Source organism: Pseudaeromonas sp. HNCC25DJ180 (assembly GCF_055413345.1).
On the sequence record NZ_JBVAYF010000010.1, the window covers coordinates 22,794 to 41,554 of the forward strand.

Here is an 18,761-nt window from a genome sequence, read left to right on the forward strand (position 1 = left end):
TTTTGTCTTCGATTACCCCGGAGTCAGTACTTTTGGTGATGTCTGTTCAGGGCGGTTAGCGCTCCAACCAGCGATCCCGCACGGCACGGATGGCCAGTTGGCGCTCGCGCCCCAGCTTCTGGCGGATGGCTTCGCCCTGGAAGCCCGCGGCTATGATGGGCTGGACCGGCACCGCTTGGGCGGCAGCAAAGGCCTCGGCGACATAGGTGGGTTCCGGATACTCCTTGTCGGCAAAACCCAGGCGACCATGAAAGTCAGCCCGACAGCAGGCCAGCAGTTGGGCGATGCGCTCCGGTTTGCGCCAGCCATCCGCCTTGTCGAAGAACTTGAGCAGGGTCGAGGTGCGCAACTCCAGGGCTATGTGGATGATGCTGTGGTATTCACTCACCAGCAGGGCCAGATCCCTATACTCGTTCGGTACCCGATAGCGCTGGCAAAAGGCACGGATGAGGGGGAGGCCCCGCTCGCCGTGACCATGATGGCTAGGCAGTATGGCGGCTGGGGTCAGCCCCTTGCCGAAGTCGTGACAGAGGGTGGCAAAGCGCACCGCCAGCTCCGGGCTCAGGAGGGCGGCCTGCGCTATGGCCATCAGGACGTGAATGCCAGTATCCACTTCCGGGTGCCACTGGGGGCGGGCGGGTATGCCAAACAGCCGATCCAGCTCGGGGAAGAGTACCTGCAGGGCACCGCAGTCGCGCAGCACCTGAAAGAAGATGTGGGGGTTGTCGCCGGTCAGCACCTTCTCCAGCTCCTTCCAGACCCGCTCCGGGGTCAGGTGTGCCAGCTCGCCACTGTGGCTCAGTTCGCTCATCAGGGCTTGGGTCTCCGGGGCGACACGAAACCCCAGATGGTGGAAGCGGGCGGCGAAGCGAGCCGTGCGCAGCACCCGCAGCGGATCTTCGCTGAAGGCAGGGGAGACATGGCGTAGCCACTTGGCTTGCAGATCGGCCTGGCCCTGATAAGGATCATGCAGGGTGCCATCCGCGGCCTCGGCAATGGCGTTGATGGTCAAATCCCGGCGCAGCAGATCTTCGTCCAGCGTCACCTCGGGCGCGGCGTAGCAGGCAAAGCCCGTATAGCCGTGGCCCTGTTTGCGCTCGATACGCGCCAGGGCGTACTCCTCCTTGCTGGTGGGGTGCAAGAAGACCGGAAAGTCGCGCCCCACGGCCACGAACCCTTGGGCCAGCAGCTCTTCGGCACGGGCGCCGACCACCACATAGTCCCGCTCCGTGACCGGGAGCCCCAGCAATTTGTCGCGCACGGCGCCACCCACCAGATAGATTTGCACACTCACCTCGTTACGATTCAGATCCGCCAGGCCCAATGCATTACGACTGGATTCTGGCCAAGGAAAACGACGACCGAGCCGTCAAGCCGGCGCTCGGCGTAAAAAAGCAGCAAGCGATGCAGTTTGCTGCCCGATGCGGCTCCCTATTGTCGCGAAAGTATATCTGCTTTGACATCCCTCTGTGCTGGCTTTAACCTGCCGCCTAGTCAGGAGATCGACCCGCAGCCGTAGTGGCTCTCATTCGTACCCTTGGGGGCGAAAAGCCCGCGCCAGGTGCGATCTCTGCAGGGAGAGGCAGTATGTACAAAGCGTTTTTTGGCCTGAAGGAGAGTCCCTTCTCCATCTCGCCCAATCCCAAATATCTTTACATGAGTGAGCGCCATACTGAGGCGCTGGCTCATCTTAACTATGGACTCCATGACGGCGGTGGCTTCGTGTTGCTCACCGGCGAGGTGGGCACCGGCAAGACCACTGTTTCCCGTTGCTTGCGCCAGCAGCTGCCTGCGGACAGTGATCTGGCTTTGGTGATCAACCCAACCCTGACCGAGCGTGAGCTGCTGGCCTCCATCTGCGATGAGTTCAAGCTGGGCTATGGCCCCGAGGCGGGCATCAAAGAGCTGTTTGATCTGCTGCATCAACACCTGCTGGCCAACAAGGCGGCAGGGCGCAAGACCTTGCTGCTGATCGATGAGGCCCAGCATCTCTCTCCTGAGGTGCTGGAGCAGTTACGCCTGCTGACTAACCTGGAGACCGATGATGCCAAGCTGTTACAGGTGGTGCTCATAGGTCAGCCCGAGTTGCAGCAACTGCTGCGCCAGCCCTTGTTGCGGCAGTTGGCCCAGCGCATCACGGCCCGTTATCACTTGCTGCCGCTCTCTCGGGACGATGTGGACGCCTATGTGCGTTTTCGTCTCCAGGTGGCGGGCTGTGTGCAACCCCTCTTCACCAGCGGCGCCATCCGCGCCCTGCACCGCCTGAGCGGCGGCATTCCCCGCATCATCAACCTCATCTGTGAGCGGGCTCTGCTGGGTGCTTTTGCCGAGGGTAAGCCCAAGATAGCCGAGAAGTTGCTGATCCAGGCGGCCTTCGATGCTATGGGCATTCGGGATCGTGACAATGGTAAGTTGGGGGCGGTGGCCTTTGCCCTCTGCGGCCTCTTGATGTTGCTGGCGGGTTGGTTTGGTTGGCAGAAGTGGGGTTTCTTCCCCGAACAACAGGTGACCCGCATCGAGGTGCCCATCAAGTTGCCACCCGATGCCAAGGTGATGAAACGCTTTGCCAAGGCGATTCAGCAGGCCAGTTATCAGGATGAGGCCATGGTGCAGCTCTATCGCATCTGGGGCTATGAGGCCATGCTGGATGAAGCTAATTGTGCTGCGGCGACGCGGGTTGGGCTGCTCTGTCAGCAGGGGAGTGCCAAGCTGGCTGATGTCGCCGCCATTGACCACCCGGTACTGATCCGGTTGTTCGACGAAAACGCCCAGGAGTTCTACGCCGACCTGTTGCGCCTGGACGACAAGCGTGCCGACCTGCTGATCGATGGCGAGAGCTGGAGTGTGGATCGTAGCTGGCTGGAGCAGGCCTGGGGCGATGAGTACACCCTGCTCTGGCGCTTGCCCAAGAGTGGCAGCCGTCTCATCACCCCGCGCAGCAGTGGCGCCGATCTGCAGTGGCTGGAGAATGCCCTGAGTCAGGCCTTCAAGGAGCGGCCGCGCAAGGTTAGCAAGTTTGATGGCGCGCTGGCTGACAAGCTCAAACGCTTCCAGCAGGCCGAAGGCTTGCAAGCCGATGGGGTCGCCGGGACTCAGACGTTGATCCGTCTCAATGCGCGTAGTCATGAGGTGATGCCGCGGCTGGATCGCCCCTTATCGAGCGATGAGGAGCCAGCGGATGAGCCCGGTTTAAGTCATGAAAGTGGCGTTGCAGATGAAGGGAGTGCCAGCTGATGTCGATTTTACTCTCCGCCAAGCGGCAAGCTGACAAACCCGGCAGCGCCTTTGAGGCCAGCTTAGGGCTCGGTGTCGAACGTGAGCGCAACTGGCTGGGCACCCTGCTCACCTGGGCTTTGGGCTTGCCGCTCTGTCTACTCTTGGGGGCGGCCAGTAACTATGGCTGGCACTGGTGGAACAACCACCCCCGCGAGGAGCGTATCGAGGTCAAGCAGCTGACCGCTTTGCCCTATGGTTTGGCCAGCCGCCAATATGAGTTCAACACTCAGCCCCTGCCGGTACCCGAGATGAGTGAGCCCGAGGTGATACTGCCGCCGACCACCACAGTGGCCGCGCCTACCCAGAGCGAGCCCAAGCGCAACCCCGAGTTGGATAAGCTCAACCTGGATGGGGTCTCCCCGACCCTGGCCAAGCGTTTCATGCAGGCGCTGGAAACGCCGGCGGGTGATAGCTCCATGCCGGAGATCCAGCCGCCCCAGGCTGAGACGCCGGCGCCTTCCGCTGAGCCGCTCTCCGCCCTGCCTGCCAGTGTCAGCGGCAAGGTGCCGCCACTGCGCTATAGCTCCCATGTCTACTCCTCGACCCCGGCCAATCGCACCATCACGCTCAATGGCCGCGATTACCATGAGGGGGCCGAGGTATTCCCTGGGTTAAGTTTGTTGCAGATCCAGTCTGATGCCAGCATCTTTCGCATCGGCAGCCAGAGCTTCAGCCTGCCCGCGCTCACTGACTGGAATGGTTTGGGCCGCTGAGCGAGAGCAACACGCATAAAAGCAAAAGGCCACTCTTCGGAGCGGCCTTTTGCGTACTTGGGGTTGTCACCTATTTCACGCTGGTGACCGGCGCTGGTTTCCGGCCATTCAGATCGTCATCGGGCCAATATTTATAGCCCTGAGCCGTGGCTTGCAGGGCTAGGCCGGCATTGGTCAGCTGGTAGACCTTGATCTTCTCATACTCAGGATGAGCGGCTTCGGAGAGGGCAGCCCCTTTCTTGCCGGACTTGGCTGCCGCATCGGCCTGCACATTGGCATCCCACCCCTGCTCCAGGAACTGGGTGAAGGCGGCTCTATCCTTGAACAGGATTACGGCCTGGAAGTCCTTGATGCCCAGTCCCAACCCTACCCCGACGCTGGCCATCTTCATGTAGGTATCTTTGCCGCTGCGATTGTCGTGGGCGACGCCGTAGCCGTTGCCACTGCTGACAAAGAGTAGATTATTGTTGATGTTGGAGAAGACGGCATAGCCCGCTGCCGAGCGGATCTCTTTGCGCACCTCGGGCTTGAGTTTATACAGTTTGCCCAGGGTATCGCTGCGCATGGCCTGGATGGCGCCGCGCTGTTGGCTGGGGGTATCCCCAGGGGCGGCGCAGGCGGTCAACAGGCTCAGCAGCAGGGGTAGGCAGTAGGCTAGTTTCATCCTCTTCTCCACTCGTCATTATGTTGGTTTAGGGTGTGCCGTGAACTCTCAGTTTAGCCAACGATCCTTCTGTCGGCGGCGAGGGCGGGGCAAATAGGGTACCAGCAGGCCAATCAACAGGCCGCCACCGGCAATCAAGCCGCCCTGGCGTAGCCAGTGGAACAGCTGATCCCGCTCCTGAGTGCCCAGGCTGGCCTTGAGCTCCTCATTCTCCTGCTTCAGTTGGCTCAGGATCTTCTCCTGGCTCTCCAGTTGTGAACTCTGCTGCTGCAGTTGGGCTTCCGCCTGACTCAGGCGCTCGCTCTTGCTCTTCAACTCCCGAGCCTGGTCAGAGTCTACGTTATCCAGTTGGTGTTTCAGCTGCGCCACCTCTTGCTGCAGGCGTTCGCTCTGCAAGCGAAAGCTCTCCTGGCTCTGCAGCTCTTCAGCCAGGATCCAGCCGGTGCGCTCTTTGCCATCACGCACCTGGGCATACTTGCCCTCCGGGCTCATGGCCAGTAGCTCGACCGCTTCTCCTGCCTTGATGCTGCCGAGGATACGGAACTGTTTGCCAGCCCCGGTGCGCAGGAAGGTGTAGACCTCATCGGAGACATAGCGAGTATCGGCGGCATGGGCCGACATGGCAGGGTACTGGCTCAATAGCAGGGTCAGCAGCAGGGGGCGGTACAGTGATTTCACACGAATGGTCCTGTCGAGATAAGAGTCTGCAGCATAGGGGGAGCGGCGTGTTAGGACAACCGAAAAAGTGCCCTGCCTAGGCAAGGCACTCGGTTAGTTATGCGTATAACCACTGCAGCAGATAGAAAATGACAATGGCCAGTATGCCGCCTGCCGGCAGGGTGATGACCCAGGAGATGACGATATTGCGCACCACGCCCAGGTTGATGGCGGCGATACCGCGGGCCAGGCCAACCCCCATGATGGCCCCCACCAGGGTCTGGGTGGTGGAGATGGGCAGGCCAGTGCCAGAGGCGATCACTACGGTACTGGCGGTGGCCAATTGAGCGGCAAAGCCGCGGCTGGGCGTCAGCTGCGTGATGCCGGTGCCGACCGTGGCCATGACCTTGTGGCCCATGATGGCCAGCCCCAGCACTATGCCGATGGCCCCCAGGGGCAGTACCCACCAGTCGATGTGGCTCTTGGCCGCGATCTCACCGGCGCTGCTGACGGTAGCGACCACGGCCGAGAGGGGGCCGATGGCATTGGCCACATCATTGGAGCCGTGAGCAAAGGCCATGGCACAGGCGGTGACCACCATCAGTACGGCAAAGACCTTTTCCACATTGGTGTAGTGCATATGGCGGTCGGCCTGGGGATTGAAGTTCAGACGATGGATAAACCACCAGCCCAGGGCGCCACACAGCAGGGAGATCACTGCGGAGAGCAGCAGGCTCTCCTGGGTGCTCATGGCTAGACCAACATGTTTTAGCCCCTTTTGCAGCGTGACTATGCAGATCACCAGCGCCGTCAGAAAGATATAACAAGGGGCAATGCGCTTGGCGCTTTGCAGGGGATTGGGGGTATTGAAGATCAGGCGCTGGACGCTGATAAACAGCAGGTAGGCGATCACGCCGGAAAGGGCAGGGGTGAGCACCCAGGAGCCGACTATGCCGCCAAACTTGTTCCACTGTACGGCGTCCGGCCCCACGCTGACCAAGGAGAAGCCGACTATGGCCCCTATGATGGAGTGGGTGGTGGAGACGGGCCAACCATAGTAGGAGGCCAGCACCAGCCAGATGCCGGCGGCCAGCAGGGCGGCTATCATGCCCAGCACCAACTGCTCAGGGTGTTGGGTAAAGGCCGCGGTGGAGATGATGCCGTCCTTGATGGTGGAGGCCACTTCGCCTCCCGCCAGATAGGCCCCCGCAAACTCGAAAATCATGGCGATGAGGATCGCCTGACGTATGGTCAGGGATTTGGTCCCCACCGAGGTGCCCATGGCATTGGCGACATCATTGGCACCAATCCCCCAGGCCATTAAAAAGCCGAAAGCGGCCGCAATCAGCACCAACTGGGTGCCATATTGGGAAATAATATCCATCTTTACTCTTACTCTTGTGGTCGGCGTTAACGGGCCAGCATCAGCTCAAGGCGGGCTCCGACACGGTCGGCTTGATCGGCGAGATCGCCCATGGTCTCCAGCACCTTGTAGAGAAACAGGGCGTCGATAGCACAGAGTTCGCCTTCTCGGGCGTAGAGTTGTTGACGCAGCGAGACTTGCAACTGGTCGGTATCGTCTTCGATCTCGTCCAGTTGATGCACCATCTGCTCGACCAGCTCCAGTTCGCGACCACGAAAGCCGGTCTCCAGCAGATCATCCAGCTCACCAATGGCGCTGGCGGCCAGCGCGGTGGCGTCCAGACAGCGCTCCAGATAGGCGATAAAGTCAGGGCCGAGATCGGCTGGCATGGCCAGTCGCCGCCCCAGCATTAAACCGGCGATATCCTTGGCCCGGTCCGCTATCTTGTCTTGCTGGGTCAAGAGCTCCAGCAGATCGGTTCGGGCCAGCGGCATGAATAGGCCTCGGGGCAGGCGTAGACGGATCTCGCGCTTGAGTGCATCGGCTTCACGCTCCAGCCGGGCTATCTGTAACTGGTGCTGTTCCGCGGTTTGCCACTCTCCAGCCTGGACGGCCGTGATGAAGGGACGTAATTGGCAGCAGCAGTTGTGAACTGTGGCCATATGTTTCTGCAAGGGCTTGATGGGAGACTTGGCAAACAGTCCCAATATGGTATTTACTGGCATTCATGCAACCTATGTCGGTGAATTTGTGTGCGTCCAGCTCTAGTGTCGGCGCATCGTAGCCGAAGCCATAGCGGGAAAGAACCGAGTTCCCTAATAGGCAGTCTAGCTGTTTAATACTCATTCAGCTTCCGACGCCCTACCCTGAATATTCCCTAGCGGACTTGTCTGATGACCACTGAAGTAGAACTAAAATTCCTGGCCAATCGCGATATTTCTGCCGAGTTGGCCGAAAAACTCTCCTCATACACCCTGTTGTCTCGCAGCGATCGCCAACTGGCCAACAGCTATTTTGATACCCCGGATCAACGGCTGCGTAGCTGGCGATGCGGCTTGCGCATTCGCAGCCAGGATGGTCAGCGCGAGCAGACCATCAAGTGTGGCGGGCAGGCTGTGGCCGGCCTGCACCAGCGACCTGAGTACACCACGCCGCTGAGTGGCGACTGGCCCCAACTGGCGGATTTTCCTGCCACCATCTGGCCACAAGGCACGGATGTGGGGGCGCTGCAGAATGAGCTACGCCCGCAATTTCGCACCGACTTTCGTCGTCAGGCCTGGAGCCTGCTGCTGAAAGATGGCAGCGAGATAGAGTTGGCCTTTGATCAGGGAGTCATAGCCGTAGACGATCGTCAGGAGCCCCTGTGCGAGCTGGAGTTGGAGCTGTTGCAGGGGAACCCTCAGAGTCTATTCACCCTGGCTGGCGACTTGCTGGCGTTGGGCGGCTTGCGGTTGGGCAGCATCTCCAAGGCCCAGCGCGGTTATCGCCTGGCGGGCTTGTCGCCCGAGCCCGAGGTGCAGCGCATGAGCTTCGCCCCTGTAACCGTGGCGCAGAGCGTGCGCGCCGCGCTATTTACCGTACTCAATTACGGTGTGGCTCATTGGCAATACCATGAGCAGCTCTTCATGGAGCAGCCCTCGCTGGCGGCCTTGAGTCAGCTACGCAATGGCATTGCTTTGCTGCAACAGGCGCAGCTGCTCTTCGGTGACGAGCTGATGATGTTGAGCCCGCGTCACTGGCAAGAGGATCTGAGCTGGTTGGAGCGCGAGCTGGCCTGGTTGGATGAGGCTCACGCCCTGGAGCGGCTCACCGCCGAACGGGGCCATTACTTCAAGGCATTGAAGGGGCATGATGAGTTGCTGCGGGTGTTGTTGATACGGCAGCAAACCCTACCCGGTTGGGCAGCCTTGCAGGCGCTATTCAGCTCACCCCGCTATGGTCGTCTGATGCTGGCATTGAGCCAGTGGCTCTATACCGAGCAGCTCAAGCCTGAGCGTGCCGATGTGGCTAGCGAGTCGCTGCTGGGTTATGCCCAGGCACAGTTGGAGCAGAGCTGGGGCGAGCTGCATGACGAGGAGATGGTGGTGCCCAGCCTGGATTATGCCCGCTACCTGGCCCTGGTGGGGCAACTGCGCCGCAACCTGTTGGCCGGGGTCAGCTTTGCCGCCCTGTTCGATGGCCAGCTACAGGAGGGGTTCCGCCTGCCTTGGCTCAATATCTTGCGCCACATGGAAGAGCTGGAGCTGTTCGAGGTACTGGATGGTGTGGCTGGTTCCCTCTCGACCTCGGCGCGCCTGGAGTTGGGTGACTGGCTGACGACCCGGCTCGAACCCCGACTCATAGAGCTGGATCAGGCGCGGCAGCAGGCCCTGACCATGGTTCCCTATTGGCGCCAAGTCGGCGATGACGTTGACACCCTCTAAGACCCCTTGATTAACCCGCACCTAGAGCGGCTTGGCTGTAAGAAGGATATGTGATGTTGCAACTACCTGCTCCGCTTCTGGAACTGGCCGAGCGCCAATGGCAAAGGCTGTGGGCCCGGCTGTCGGAGGCGCAGCAGAGCCTGCTGGCGCCCCATGAGGCCGAACTGCGCCTGATCTTTGGCCTTTCGGATTTTATTGCCGACTCGGCGGCATTGGCGCCGGATCTGCTGGTGGAGATAGTGACCTCAGGCTGGCTACAGCAGGCCAGCCGGCAGCAGGAGTATGGGTCGCGCCTGGCGGAGATGCTGGCCCCTATGCAGAGTGAAGAGGAGCTGAAAACGGCGCTGCGTCGCTTCCGTCGTCAGCAGATGATGGTCATCGCCTGGCGTGAGCTGTTGGGACGGGCCGAGGTGGAGGAGAGCTTTGTTCATCTCACCACGCTCGCCGATGAGCTGATCAGTCAGACCCTGGCCTGGCTCTATGCCAAGGCGTGCCGCGAGCAGGGCGTACCGACCAGTATGGATGGCCAGGCGCAGACCCTGCAGGTGTTGGGCATGGGCAAACTGGGGGGCGGTGAGCTCAACTTCTCCTCGGATATCGATCTCATCTTCTGCTATGCCGAAAATGGCGAAACCCAGGGTGGGCGCCGCAGCCTGGATAACCAGAGCTTCTTCATCCGTCTGGGCCAGCAACTCATCAACGCCCTGCATCAGCCCACGGCTGATGGCCAGGTGTTTCGCGTCGATATGCGGTTGCGCCCCTTTGGCGAGGCAGGCCCGCTGGCGGTGAGCTTTGCCGCCATGGAGGATTACTATCAGCACCATGGCCGGAACTGGGAACGCTATGCCATGGTCAAGGCCAGGGTGCTTGGCCCAGTGAGTAGAGAGGGAGCCGAGCTGCAACAACTGCTCAAGCCCTTCGTCTACCGCCGTTACATCGACTTTGGCGCCATTGATGCCCTGCGCAAGATGAAGGGGATGATAGCGGCCGAGGTGCGGCGTAAGGGGCTCAAGGAGAACATCAAGCTGGGGGCCGGGGGCATCCGCGAGGTGGAGTTTATCGCCCAGGTCTACCAACTTATTCGCGGCGGGCGTGAGCGGGCCCTGCAGATCCGCCATCTGCCAGCCGTCTTGGCCGAGCTGGATCGCAGCGGCGCCCTGGAGCCTGGTGTGGCGGAGGCGCTTACCGCCAGTTACCGTTTCCTGCGGCGGGTGGAGAATGTGCTGCAGGAGATAGGCGATCAGCAGACCCAGACCCTGCCCGAGTGCGAGCGGGATCGGCTGCGCCTCATCACAGTGCTGGGCTACCCGGATTGGGCCAGCTTCCACCAGGCGCTGGATCAGGTGATGAACCAGGTACACAGCGAGTTCGTCGCCGTCATAGGTGAGGAGCAGGGGGAGCAGGATGATGTGCCGCAGATCTGGAACGATCTCTGGCTCACCTCCCTGACCCTGGAGGAGAGCCTGCCCCTCTTCACCCCCCTGTGTGCCCAGGATCCCGAGACCCTGGCCCGCCACTGGCAGAGTTTTCATGAGGCGTGCCAGAAGCGAGCCATCGGCCCGCAGGGGCGCGAGGCGCTCAACCGCTTGATGCCACGCCTGCTGCAGGCGGTTTGCAACCATGCGCGTCCGGCGCCACTCTTTGAGCGAGTCCAGGCCCTGCTGGCGCAGATCATTACCCGCTCGGCCTATTTGCAACTGCTGGTGGAAAACCCCGGCGTACTCAACCAGTTGCTGCAGTTGTGTGATGCCAGTGAGGTGGTGGCCCAGCAATTGGCCCGTTACCCCATACTGCTGGATGAGTTGCTGGATCCCAAGCAGCTCTACCACCCCACGCCACTGGATCAGTACCGGGAGGAGCTGCGCCAGTACCTGCTGCGGGTGCCGGAGGAGGATGTGGAGCAGCAGATGGAGGCGCTGCGGCAGTTCAAACAGATCCAGTTGTTGCGGATCAGTGCCGCCGATATAGTCGGCGCCCTGCCGCTGATGAAGGTGAGCGACCATCTGACCTGGCTTGCCGAGGCGATCCTGGATGAGGTGGTGACTCAGGCCTGGGTGCAGCTCACCGAGCGTTATGGTCTGCCGCCGCATACGGTAGCGACAGGCGAACGCGCCTTCTGTGTGGTGGCCTATGGCAAGCTGGGAGGGATAGAGCTGGGCTATGGTTCGGATCTGGATCTGGTTTTCCTGCATGGCGGTGACCCGAATGGGGTCACCAACGGCATTAAACCGATAGATGTGCGCCAGTTCTATGTGCGTCTGGCGCAGCGCATTCTGCACCTCTTTGGCACCCGCACCCCCTCCGGCATCCTCTACGAGGTGGATATGCGCCTGCGCCCCTCCGGCGACTCGGGGCTGCTGGTCTCCTCCCTGCATGCCTATGAACACTATCTGCAGCAGGAGGCGTGGACTTGGGAGCATCAGGCGCTGGTGCGGGCCCGGGCCGTGGTGGGTGAATCGGCCATCACGGCTGAGTTCAACCGTATTCGCCAGGCTGTGCTCAGTCGCCATCGGGAGGCGGCACTGCGCGAGGAGGTGGTGGCCATGCGCGACAAGATGCGTGCCCACCTGCTGCGCGGCACCGCCGAGCAGTTTGATCTCAAGCAGGGGGCGGGGGGCATGACGGATATCGAGTTCATGGCTCAATACCTGGTGCTGGCCCATGCCGAGGCGCATCCGGCTGAGTTGACCCGCTGGAGCGACAATGTGCGCATCTTCGATGAGTGTGTGCTGTGCAGCCTGTTGAGCCAGGAGGAGGCCAAGCAACTCAAGCAGGCGTATCTGGCCATCCGCGATATGGCCCACCGCTGCACGCTCTCCGGCCAGAGCCGAATTGTCGAGGGGAACGAGCTGGTGGCAGAGCGCGGCTGGGTGAGTGCCCTGTGGCAGCGGTTGTTGCTGGCTCCGGCTGTCTAAGTCGGTGTGGTCTGAGTCGGTGTACCAAGTGGTCGCCTAGAGAAACGAGGTAAGAATGCGTGGTGGTGCGATAGGCCTGTGGACTCTGTTCCTGTTTGTCTTGTTACTGGTTGCCGGTGTGGGAATGGGCTTCTGGCCCTGGGTGCTGCCTTTGGGCTATCTGCTGCTCAGTCTGCTCACTTTCGGTGTCTATTGGCGGGATAAGCGGGCAGCTATACGCGGCGACTGGCGCACCCCCGAACGCACCCTACAACTGCTGGGGCTCTTGGGGGGCTGGCCCGGCGGTTATCTGGCCCAGCGCCTGCTGCGCCATAAGAGCAGCAAGCGCTCCTTTCAAATCGAGTTTTGGCTGAGTGTGGTGCTCAATGTGCTGGTGTTGGTCTGGTTGCCCAGCAGCACAGCGCAACGGCTCGTCACCCAGCTCCTTTAAACTACCATCTTGATATGCCAGCCTCTGTGGCTCTCTCTTGCACACAGCGTTGACCATTTGCTGAAAAAATGTGTGGGGGGGAGAGGCGCCTTCCCTTGAAAAACGAGGGAGCCGCTATTGCCAGTCCGTGCGCAGAGATAGCCATTTGAGCCAACCGTTGGCGGCAGGGATGCCGCCATCGAGCCCCCATGGAGGGGTTCACGACGCGTTGGCGAAAGAGGCTATCTCTTCTGCGACGCTGGCCTCAGTAGAGGCTGGCTTGCCCCTCTGGCCGGGTCTTGAAGCGGCGGTGTAGCCACATGTACTGCTCCGGCGCCCGGCGTACGGCGGCCTCTATCACCTGATTAGAGCGACGGGCATCCTGCAGCTCATCGCCCGTGGGGTAGTTCTCAAGAGGGGCGCCTATCACCAAGCGATAGCCCCCCTGCGGTAGCCGCAGGTTGTAGCAGGGGAGGACCACACAGTTTTTGACCCGCGCCAGGGTGGCGGTTCCGGTTATGGTGGCCGCCTGCTCCACGGCGAAGAAGGGCACGAAGACGCTGGCGTGGCGGCCATAGTCATGATCCGGGGCATACCAAAGCACTTCGCCCTGGCGCAGGGCCTTGATCATCCCCTTGATATCCTTGCGATCCACTAGCCCGTTAGTGCGAGTGCGACCGCGCACCTGAATATACTCCAGCACCGGATTGGTATTGGGGCGATAGACACCTGAGCCCGGTTGCAGCAGGCCAAACATCCGGGTATTGAGCTCCAGCGTCAGGAAGTGGCAGGAGAGCAGCAGCATACCTTGGCCCGCCGCCACAGCGGCGCGCACATGCTCCTCTCCCTCGACCTGCATCAGAGCGCGGATGCGGTGATCCGGCCAAAACCAGGCCATTCCAGTCTCAAACAGGGCGCAGCCCACGCTCTCGAAGTTGCGCACTAGGAGTTGTTCACGCTCCTGGTAGCCAAGGTCGGGGAAGGCGAGTTCCAGGTTGCGGCGGGCAATCTGCTGTCGGCGCTTGAGCAGCCTCATGGCTAGGCGTCCCAGGCTGCGGCCCAGTGCCATCTGCCAGCCATAGGGGAGTTGGACCACCAGCCAGAGCAGAGCCACGCCCAGCCAGTTAGCCCAGTAGCGGGGGTGCCACATGGCGGGTGTGATCCGAATTCCGGGTTGTTGGCGCATCAGAGACTCCATTGGCCAAGGATAACGAGGCGCCGATTTTAGCAGAGTTCGCCGGGTGGGTGCGAATCGACAGGGCGCTTGTGCTAGACTGCGCCTGGATTTTTATTTGTGAGAGTCGCGATTATGAAGATCACTCTGCCCGATTTTGACAAGGCCCGTGTCCTGGTAGTGGGCGATGTTATGCTCGACCGTTACTGGTCTGGCCCCACCAGCCGCATCTCTCCCGAGGCCCCTGTGCCCGTGGTCAAGGTGGAGCACAACGAAGAGCGGCCAGGTGGCGCGGCCAACGTGGCCTTGAACGTGGCAGCCTTGGGTGGCATGGCTACCCTGCTGGGATTGACCGGGCAGGATGAAGCGGCGGACGCCCTGCAGGAGAAGCTGAGTTCAGTGGGGGTGGCGACGGATTTTGTCGGTGTCCCTCATTTCCCGACCATCACCAAGCTGCGGATCATGAGCCGCAACCAGCAACTGTTGCGTCTGGATTTTGAAGAGGGGTTCCACGGCGTGGATCCCGAGCCGCTGCTGGCCAAGTTGCAGGCGAAGCTGGGGCTGTGCGATGTACTGATCCTCTCCGACTATGGCAAGGGCGCGCTCTCTGCTGTGCAGCAGATGATAGCCCAGGCCCGGGCGGCCAAGGTGCCTGTGCTGGTGGATCCTAAAGGTACTGATTTTGACAAGTATCGCGGCGCGACCCTGCTGACTCCTAATATGTCCGAGTTCGAGGCTGTGGTGGGCAAGGTGAAGGATGAGCAGGATCTGGTCAAGAAGGGGCTGGAGTTGTTGCGCCGCTTCGAGCTGGAGGCGCTGCTGGTCACCCGTTCCGAGCATGGCATGACGCTCATTCGCGAGGGGCAGGATGAGCTGCATCTGCCGGCTCAGGCCCATGAAGTATTCGATGTGACCGGTGCCGGCGATACGGTGATCGGCACCCTGGCCACGGCGCTGGCCGCAGGCAAGAGCCTGGATGAGGCGTGTGCCCTGGCCAATACCGCTGCCGGCATAGTGGTGGGCAAGCTGGGAACCTCGACCGTGAGTCCGGTGGAGCTGGCCAATGCCGTTTATGGTGACAGCGAATCGGGCTTTGGCGTGGTGAGCGAGCAGCAGTTGAAATTTGCCGTGGACGCGGCCCGTCGCCGGGGCGAGCGGGTGGTGATGACCAATGGCTGTTTCGACATACTGCATGCCGGTCACGTCTCCTACCTGCAGAATGCGCGCAAGCTGGGTGATCGCCTGATAGTGGCGGTCAACGATGATGCCTCCGTGTCACGATTGAAGGGGCCGGGTCGTCCGGTGAATACAGTGGATCGCCGCATGGCGGTGCTGGCCGGTCTGGGCGCCGTGGATTGGGTCGTGCCCTTCAGTGAAGACACACCGCGGCGTGTGATAGCCGAGGTGCTGCCGGATCTGCTGGTCAAGGGCGGCGACTACCAGCCCGAAGAGATAGCCGGCTTCGAAGAGGTGACGGCCAATGGCGGTCAGGTGCTGGTGCTTAACTTCGAGGATGGCTGCTCTACCAGCGCCATCATCAAGACCATACTGGAGCGGGAGTCTTAAGCGCTTACGCTGAGTCACTTGCATCAACCAAGGCCAACCCAAGTGTTGGCCTTGTTTTTTTCTGGGGATCAGCGGCTAGCTTAGCAACTGCTGCATGAAGTTGGGCAGGGCCAGGCAGGCCACATGGGTCTCGGCGTTGTAGTAGTGCAGCCCCTGGATCTGACGCTCGGCCAGGCGTTGGGCTATCGCCGGCGTGTCTAGCGCCTTGGGATCCCAGAGTTGGCTGGCGCAGGCCAGGGACCAGAGGCCGCCGTAGAGCAGCACAGGGGTCAACACGGGGCGCACACAGGAAAATACCGCGCGCAGCGCCTGCATCAGCTCCACGCAACGTTGGGGTTGTAGCTGAGGTGAGCCCAGGTGCAGACTGAGCACCCCCTGCTCGCCCAGCAGACGTTGGCAGTGGCGCAGACTCTCTACTTGATAGAGGGGGGCGGCGAGCCCTTGCGGATCGGTCAGATCGAAGATGATGAGATCGAAACACTCCTGGCTGTGTTGCAGATAGGGCAAGCCATCGCCAATCACTATCCGTACTCGCGGGTCATCCAGCGCGCCTTGATGGACCAGGGGCAGGTAGTGCCGCGCCATGGTGATCACCTCGGCGTCCAGTTCACACAGCACTATCTCCTGCAGCGAAGCGTGCTTGAGTAGCTGGCGTGCCGAGCCGCCATCGCCGCCTCCTATGATGAGGGCGCGTCTGGGTTGGGGGTGAGTCATGGCAGGGATCTGGTTCAGCGGTTCATGATAGAGCCACTCATCCCCCTCACTGGTCATCAGCTGATCATCCAGGGTGAAGAGGCGACCAAACTCCCCGGTCTGCCACACCTCTATCTTCTGGTAGGGGCTGGTGATGCGGGTCAGACGGCGGGCCAGGGGCCAGCGCAGGGCCAGCTCAGGACTCAGCCATTCATGCAGTTCATCGTTCATGCTTGCTCCCAGGGCCATGGGCTCTTTTATAGAGTCTTGTTGTTGCGGTGCCAGGAAGCAAGGTGCGAGAGGTAAGGCGGGGCGCAGCACAGAGGCCGCGCCTGCAGGTCAGGCTGCTGGGGTGGCGGCGGTTTGTCTGGCATACATGGCCAGCAGGGCCAGGGTCAGCGCATCATCACCGAAGAAGGCGCGCGCGGCTTCCAGTGTGTCGACGGTCTGTGCCGTGTAGACCTTCTCTTCATCGTCGATCAGCATCATGCGCTGACAGACAAACTTGTTATAGCGAGTCTGAAACAATTTTAGATAGGCGATGCGGCGATCGTTGCTGACGGCGCGCTCCTCCACGTTGGCCACTTGCCAGCCGAGAAAAGTGATATCCCGTGAGCCATCCCGGCGTACTGTCTGCTCGGTCGCTTCACTGTCGAGGAGGGCGCAGAGATCGGGTCGCTCCTTGATGAGGGCGCTCTTGTGGTCAGTTGGCGAGACCTTGTGCAGGCTATCTTGCGGTGTATTCCCGGACAATTTCTGGATGGCGCTCTTGGCCATATCCCATAATGTCATATTTCCCCCTTGGCCCTAATGGCCTGCCATGCGGCGAATTTTTTGCCGATGTCCTCAAGGTATCGGGATTGGTGACCAGGAAATGGGATCCCTCTCGAAAAGCATGAAGAAGGTATGAGGCAGGGTCTCATTTGCAAGATAAACAGGCACATTGATCATGTTTAGTGTGGCACTGGCAGCCGTAAGCTGAGGAGAGTGTGAGCAGTCTCTTGCTATCAGGAAAAAGTAGCCAAGTGGCTATAAATGCGCGTGACACTTTTGCCGAGTGTAGTCATGGTTGACGTTAACCACACTAATGATATGGCATTATGAATCATCATCTTTCACGTCAACTTACTCTGCTTGCCAGTTTCGTCGCCGCAGCTCTGCCATTGGCCGCCTGTCGGGATAACCAGCCCTATCAACAGACCAAAGAGTGGCCTATCAGCTCTGTCGTGTTCACCACTGCCGAGCAGCAGATCCAGCCTATAGCCGTCAATCCGGAAGCCCCCCAGATCAACCCCAACGCTGTCGCACTTTACAGCCAGTACGGTTATAGCCGTTGGCAGACGGGACCCGGATTGGATTATATGCAGCGCACCGAGCTGGCGCCGGATGCCAGCGATACCACTCCCGTGGCGCGGCTGCTCTCCTTCTTTGCCATCACCGACATCCATATCTCCGATGAGGAGTCACCTGCCCAACCGCTCTATTTTGGCTGGAGTGCGCTCTACGGCCCCAGCTCTGCCGGTGCATCTTCGGCCTACTCGCCAGTGCAGCTGGGCTCGACTCAGGTGCTGGATGCGGCAATCCAGACTGCCAATGCTCTGCATCAGAAAACCCCCTTCGACTTTGCCATCTCCTTGGGAGATAACGTCAACAACACCCAATACAATGAGTTGCGTTGGTTTATTGATATTATGGATGGTGGTGTGATCAACCCCAGTTCCGGTGCTCATGCCGGAAAAAACAGTATCGATTACCAGATGCCCTTCAAGGCCAAAGGGTTGGATAAGAGCATTCCCTGGTATCAGGTCATCGGTAACCATGACCAGTTCTGGATGGGCAGCGCCTACGAGCAAGAGAAGACCCTCGCTGTCCATATCGGCGATACAGTGCTGAATATGGCGAATGACCCGACGCCCACACCGACCGGCGTCTATGGCCATGGTGTCTATGGTGGTGTGGTTGATGGCTCGACTCCTTTGGGGGATATCATCAAGGATGGTCTCGAAGAACTCTTTACGACCCCGCCCACCGTGGTGGCAGACCCCAATCGCCACTCGCTGGCCACGCTGGAGTCCTCCAGTCACGACTGGATGGAGCAGTTCTTCCACACCAGCAGCCAACCGGTGGGGCACGGCTTTAGCCAGAGCAATCTGGACGATGACGTCGCCAGTTACGTGTTCCAGCCCAAGGCCGACTTGCCACTCAAGGTGATTTCTTTAGACGACACCTGCAAGGGGCTCGGCCAACATAGCTATGCCGCAGCCTGTCTCGACAGCGAGCGTATCTCCTGGCTCAAGGAGCAGTTAGACATAGGGCAAGCCAATGGCGAGCTGATGATCATAGCCGCACACATCCCCATCAATCCGCAGAACGATATCGACGATAAGACCCCCTACTCGCTGCCGCTGTGGGCACCTAGCCCGGTCAAACAGGACGATGTGCTGGCCTTGCTCCACCGCTATCCCAATCTGATCCTCTGGATCTCTGGCCATCGCCATATCAATGCCGTCACACCACAACCCTATAACGCCGCCGATCTCACAGACCACCCGGAGCTGAGCTTCTGGGAGGTAGAGACCGCCTCGCTGCGCGATTTCCCCCAGCAGTTCCGCACCTTCGACATTCGCCGCAATCAGGATGAAACCCTCTCCATACGGGTGACCAATGTGGACCCGGCCGTTAGCAGCAATCCCGACGATAGCAGCAGCCCGGCCGCCAAATCCCGGGGCTATGCCATCGGTGCGGCGCGGATCTTCGGTGCTACCCCAACCAGCATTGCCGACATTCGCTCTCATGCCTACAACGCCGTTCTGGTGAAACAGTTGAGCTCCGAGATGCAGGCCAAGCTGGCAAGCTACGGTACCCCCCTTAATTGATGAGCCACCCAACGGAGCGGTGACGACCCAGA

The 18,761-nt window shown here is 60.6% G+C and carries 15 protein-coding genes; 7 read left to right on the forward strand and 8 right to left on the reverse strand.

From position 1 onward, the window contains the following. Positions 1 to 55: 55 nt before the first annotated feature. On the reverse strand, positions 56 to 1,288 hold the full coding sequence (locus ACZYTD_RS10480) for a multifunctional CCA addition/repair protein (RefSeq protein WP_463891855.1): 1,233 nt from the start codon (positions 1,286 to 1,288) through the stop codon (positions 56 to 58). 299 nt (positions 1,289 to 1,587) lie between these two features. Here ACZYTD_RS10480 and ACZYTD_RS10485 point away from each other — a divergent pair, with 299 nt between their 5' ends. Both ACZYTD_RS10485 and gspB read left to right on the forward strand, forming a co-directional pair. Next, complete coding sequence (locus tag ACZYTD_RS10485) at positions 1,588 to 3,234, forward strand: ExeA family protein (RefSeq protein ID WP_463891857.1); 1,647 nt, start codon at positions 1,588 to 1,590, stop codon at positions 3,232 to 3,234. Beyond that, on the forward strand, positions 3,234 to 3,989 hold the full coding sequence (gene gspB, locus ACZYTD_RS10490; RefSeq protein ID WP_463891859.1) for a type II secretion system assembly factor GspB: 756 nt from the start codon (positions 3,234 to 3,236) through the stop codon (positions 3,987 to 3,989). The genes ACZYTD_RS10485 and gspB overlap by 1 nt, the downstream gene beginning before the upstream one ends. Positions 3,990 to 4,059: 70 nt before the next feature. Here the strand turns inward: gspB and ACZYTD_RS10495 are convergent, their stop codons facing one another. The 4 genes from ACZYTD_RS10495 to ACZYTD_RS10510 all read right to left on the reverse strand — a co-directional run bounded on the left by ACZYTD_RS10495 (position 4,060) and on the right by ACZYTD_RS10510 (position 7,398). Then, positions 4,060 to 4,653: a lipid-binding SYLF domain-containing protein gene (locus ACZYTD_RS10495; RefSeq protein ID WP_463891861.1), complete on the reverse strand. Its 594-nt coding sequence runs from the start codon at positions 4,651 to 4,653 to the stop codon at positions 4,060 to 4,062. A 48-nt stretch (positions 4,654 to 4,701) separates the two neighbouring features. Then, complete coding sequence (locus tag ACZYTD_RS10500; protein WP_463891863.1) at positions 4,702 to 5,331, reverse strand: TIGR04211 family SH3 domain-containing protein; 630 nt, start codon at positions 5,329 to 5,331, stop codon at positions 4,702 to 4,704. A 97-nt stretch (positions 5,332 to 5,428) separates the two neighbouring features. Then, positions 5,429 to 6,694 (reverse strand): inorganic phosphate transporter, encoded by a 1,266-nt coding sequence (locus ACZYTD_RS10505; RefSeq protein ID WP_463891865.1) that lies wholly within the window; start codon positions 6,692 to 6,694, stop codon positions 5,429 to 5,431. A gap of 26 nt (positions 6,695 to 6,720) precedes the next feature. Further along, positions 6,721 to 7,398, reverse strand: coding sequence for a TIGR00153 family protein (locus tag ACZYTD_RS10510; protein WP_463891867.1), 678 nt, complete (start codon positions 7,396 to 7,398; stop codon positions 6,721 to 6,723). Between the two features lie 168 nt (positions 7,399 to 7,566). Between ACZYTD_RS10510 and ACZYTD_RS10515 the strand changes: the two genes are divergently transcribed. From ACZYTD_RS10515 to ACZYTD_RS10525, 3 genes are read left to right on the forward strand one after another with little or no spacing between them, the layout of a single operon-like run. Beyond that, complete coding sequence (locus tag ACZYTD_RS10515; RefSeq protein ID WP_463891869.1) at positions 7,567 to 9,096, forward strand: CYTH and CHAD domain-containing protein; 1,530 nt, start codon at positions 7,567 to 7,569, stop codon at positions 9,094 to 9,096. A gap of 53 nt (positions 9,097 to 9,149) precedes the next feature. Further along, the gene (gene glnE / locus ACZYTD_RS10520; protein ID WP_463891870.1) at positions 9,150 to 12,011 is read left to right on the forward strand and encodes a bifunctional [glutamate--ammonia ligase]-adenylyl-L-tyrosine phosphorylase/[glutamate--ammonia-ligase] adenylyltransferase; all 2,862 of its coding nucleotides are present in this window, start codon (positions 9,150 to 9,152) and stop codon (positions 12,009 to 12,011) included. A gap of 55 nt (positions 12,012 to 12,066) precedes the next feature. Next, entirely contained in the window at positions 12,067 to 12,441 is a 375-nt protein-coding gene (locus ACZYTD_RS10525) for a DUF1294 domain-containing protein (RefSeq protein ID WP_463891871.1), read from the forward strand. A gap of 244 nt (positions 12,442 to 12,685) precedes the next feature. Here the strand turns inward: ACZYTD_RS10525 and lpxL are convergent, their stop codons facing one another. Continuing rightward, positions 12,686 to 13,606 (reverse strand): LpxL/LpxP family Kdo(2)-lipid IV(A) lauroyl/palmitoleoyl acyltransferase, encoded by a 921-nt coding sequence (gene lpxL / locus ACZYTD_RS10530; RefSeq protein ID WP_463891872.1) that lies wholly within the window; start codon positions 13,604 to 13,606, stop codon positions 12,686 to 12,688. A 123-nt stretch (positions 13,607 to 13,729) separates the two neighbouring features. On the opposite strand from lpxL, the gene hldE reads away from it, so the two are divergent. Continuing rightward, complete coding sequence (gene hldE, locus ACZYTD_RS10535; RefSeq protein ID WP_463891873.1) at positions 13,730 to 15,160, forward strand: bifunctional D-glycero-beta-D-manno-heptose-7-phosphate kinase/D-glycero-beta-D-manno-heptose 1-phosphate adenylyltransferase HldE; 1,431 nt, start codon at positions 13,730 to 13,732, stop codon at positions 15,158 to 15,160. 75 nt (positions 15,161 to 15,235) lie between these two features. Here hldE and speE read toward each other — a convergent pair whose 3' ends face one another. Beyond that, entirely contained in the window at positions 15,236 to 16,084 is an 849-nt protein-coding gene (gene speE, locus ACZYTD_RS10540) for a polyamine aminopropyltransferase (RefSeq protein ID WP_463891875.1), read from the reverse strand. Between the two features lie 108 nt (positions 16,085 to 16,192). After that, on the reverse strand, positions 16,193 to 16,645 hold the full coding sequence (locus tag ACZYTD_RS10545) for a hypothetical protein (RefSeq protein ID WP_463891876.1): 453 nt from the start codon (positions 16,643 to 16,645) through the stop codon (positions 16,193 to 16,195). Positions 16,646 to 16,953: 308 nt separating this feature from the next. Between ACZYTD_RS10545 and ACZYTD_RS10550 the strand changes: the two genes are divergently transcribed. Then, positions 16,954 to 18,729 carry a TIGR03768 family metallophosphoesterase gene (locus ACZYTD_RS10550; RefSeq protein ID WP_463891878.1) on the forward strand — a complete coding sequence of 592 codons (1,776 nt, stop codon included), beginning with the start codon at positions 16,954 to 16,956 and terminating at the stop codon, positions 18,727 to 18,729. Positions 18,730 to 18,761: the final 32 nt, after the last annotated feature.

Excerpts from the sequence above, each read along its gene's own strand:
- ACZYTD_RS10495 (WP_463891861.1), bottom strand. The coding sequence starts at position 4,653 with ATGAAACTAGCCTACTGCCTACCCCTGCTGCTGAGCCTGTTGACCGCC.
- ACZYTD_RS10510 (WP_463891867.1), bottom strand. The coding sequence starts at position 7,398 with ATGCCAGTAAATACCATATTGGGACTGTTTGCCAAGTCTCCCATCAAG.
- lpxL (WP_463891872.1), bottom strand. The coding sequence starts at position 13,606 with ATGCGCCAACAACCCGGAATTCGGATCACACCCGCCATGTGGCACCCC.
- gspB (WP_463891859.1), top strand. The coding sequence starts at position 3,234 with ATGTCGATTTTACTCTCCGCCAAGCGGCAAGCTGACAAACCCGGCAGC.
- ACZYTD_RS10515 (WP_463891869.1), top strand. The coding sequence starts at position 7,567 with ATGACCACTGAAGTAGAACTAAAATTCCTGGCCAATCGCGATATTTCT.
- speE (WP_463891875.1), bottom strand. The coding sequence starts at position 16,084 with ATGAACGATGAACTGCATGAATGGCTGAGTCCTGAGCTGGCCCTGCGC.
- glnE (WP_463891870.1), top strand. The coding sequence starts at position 9,150 with ATGTTGCAACTACCTGCTCCGCTTCTGGAACTGGCCGAGCGCCAATGG.
- ACZYTD_RS10525 (WP_463891871.1), top strand. The coding sequence starts at position 12,067 with ATGCGTGGTGGTGCGATAGGCCTGTGGACTCTGTTCCTGTTTGTCTTG.
- ACZYTD_RS10545 (WP_463891876.1), bottom strand. The coding sequence starts at position 16,645 with ATGACATTATGGGATATGGCCAAGAGCGCCATCCAGAAATTGTCCGGG.
- ACZYTD_RS10505 (WP_463891865.1), bottom strand. The coding sequence starts at position 6,694 with ATGGATATTATTTCCCAATATGGCACCCAGTTGGTGCTGATTGCGGCC.
- ACZYTD_RS10550 (WP_463891878.1), top strand. The coding sequence starts at position 16,954 with ATGAATCATCATCTTTCACGTCAACTTACTCTGCTTGCCAGTTTCGTC.
- hldE (WP_463891873.1), top strand. The coding sequence starts at position 13,730 with ATGAAGATCACTCTGCCCGATTTTGACAAGGCCCGTGTCCTGGTAGTG.
- ACZYTD_RS10485 (WP_463891857.1), top strand. The coding sequence starts at position 1,588 with ATGTACAAAGCGTTTTTTGGCCTGAAGGAGAGTCCCTTCTCCATCTCG.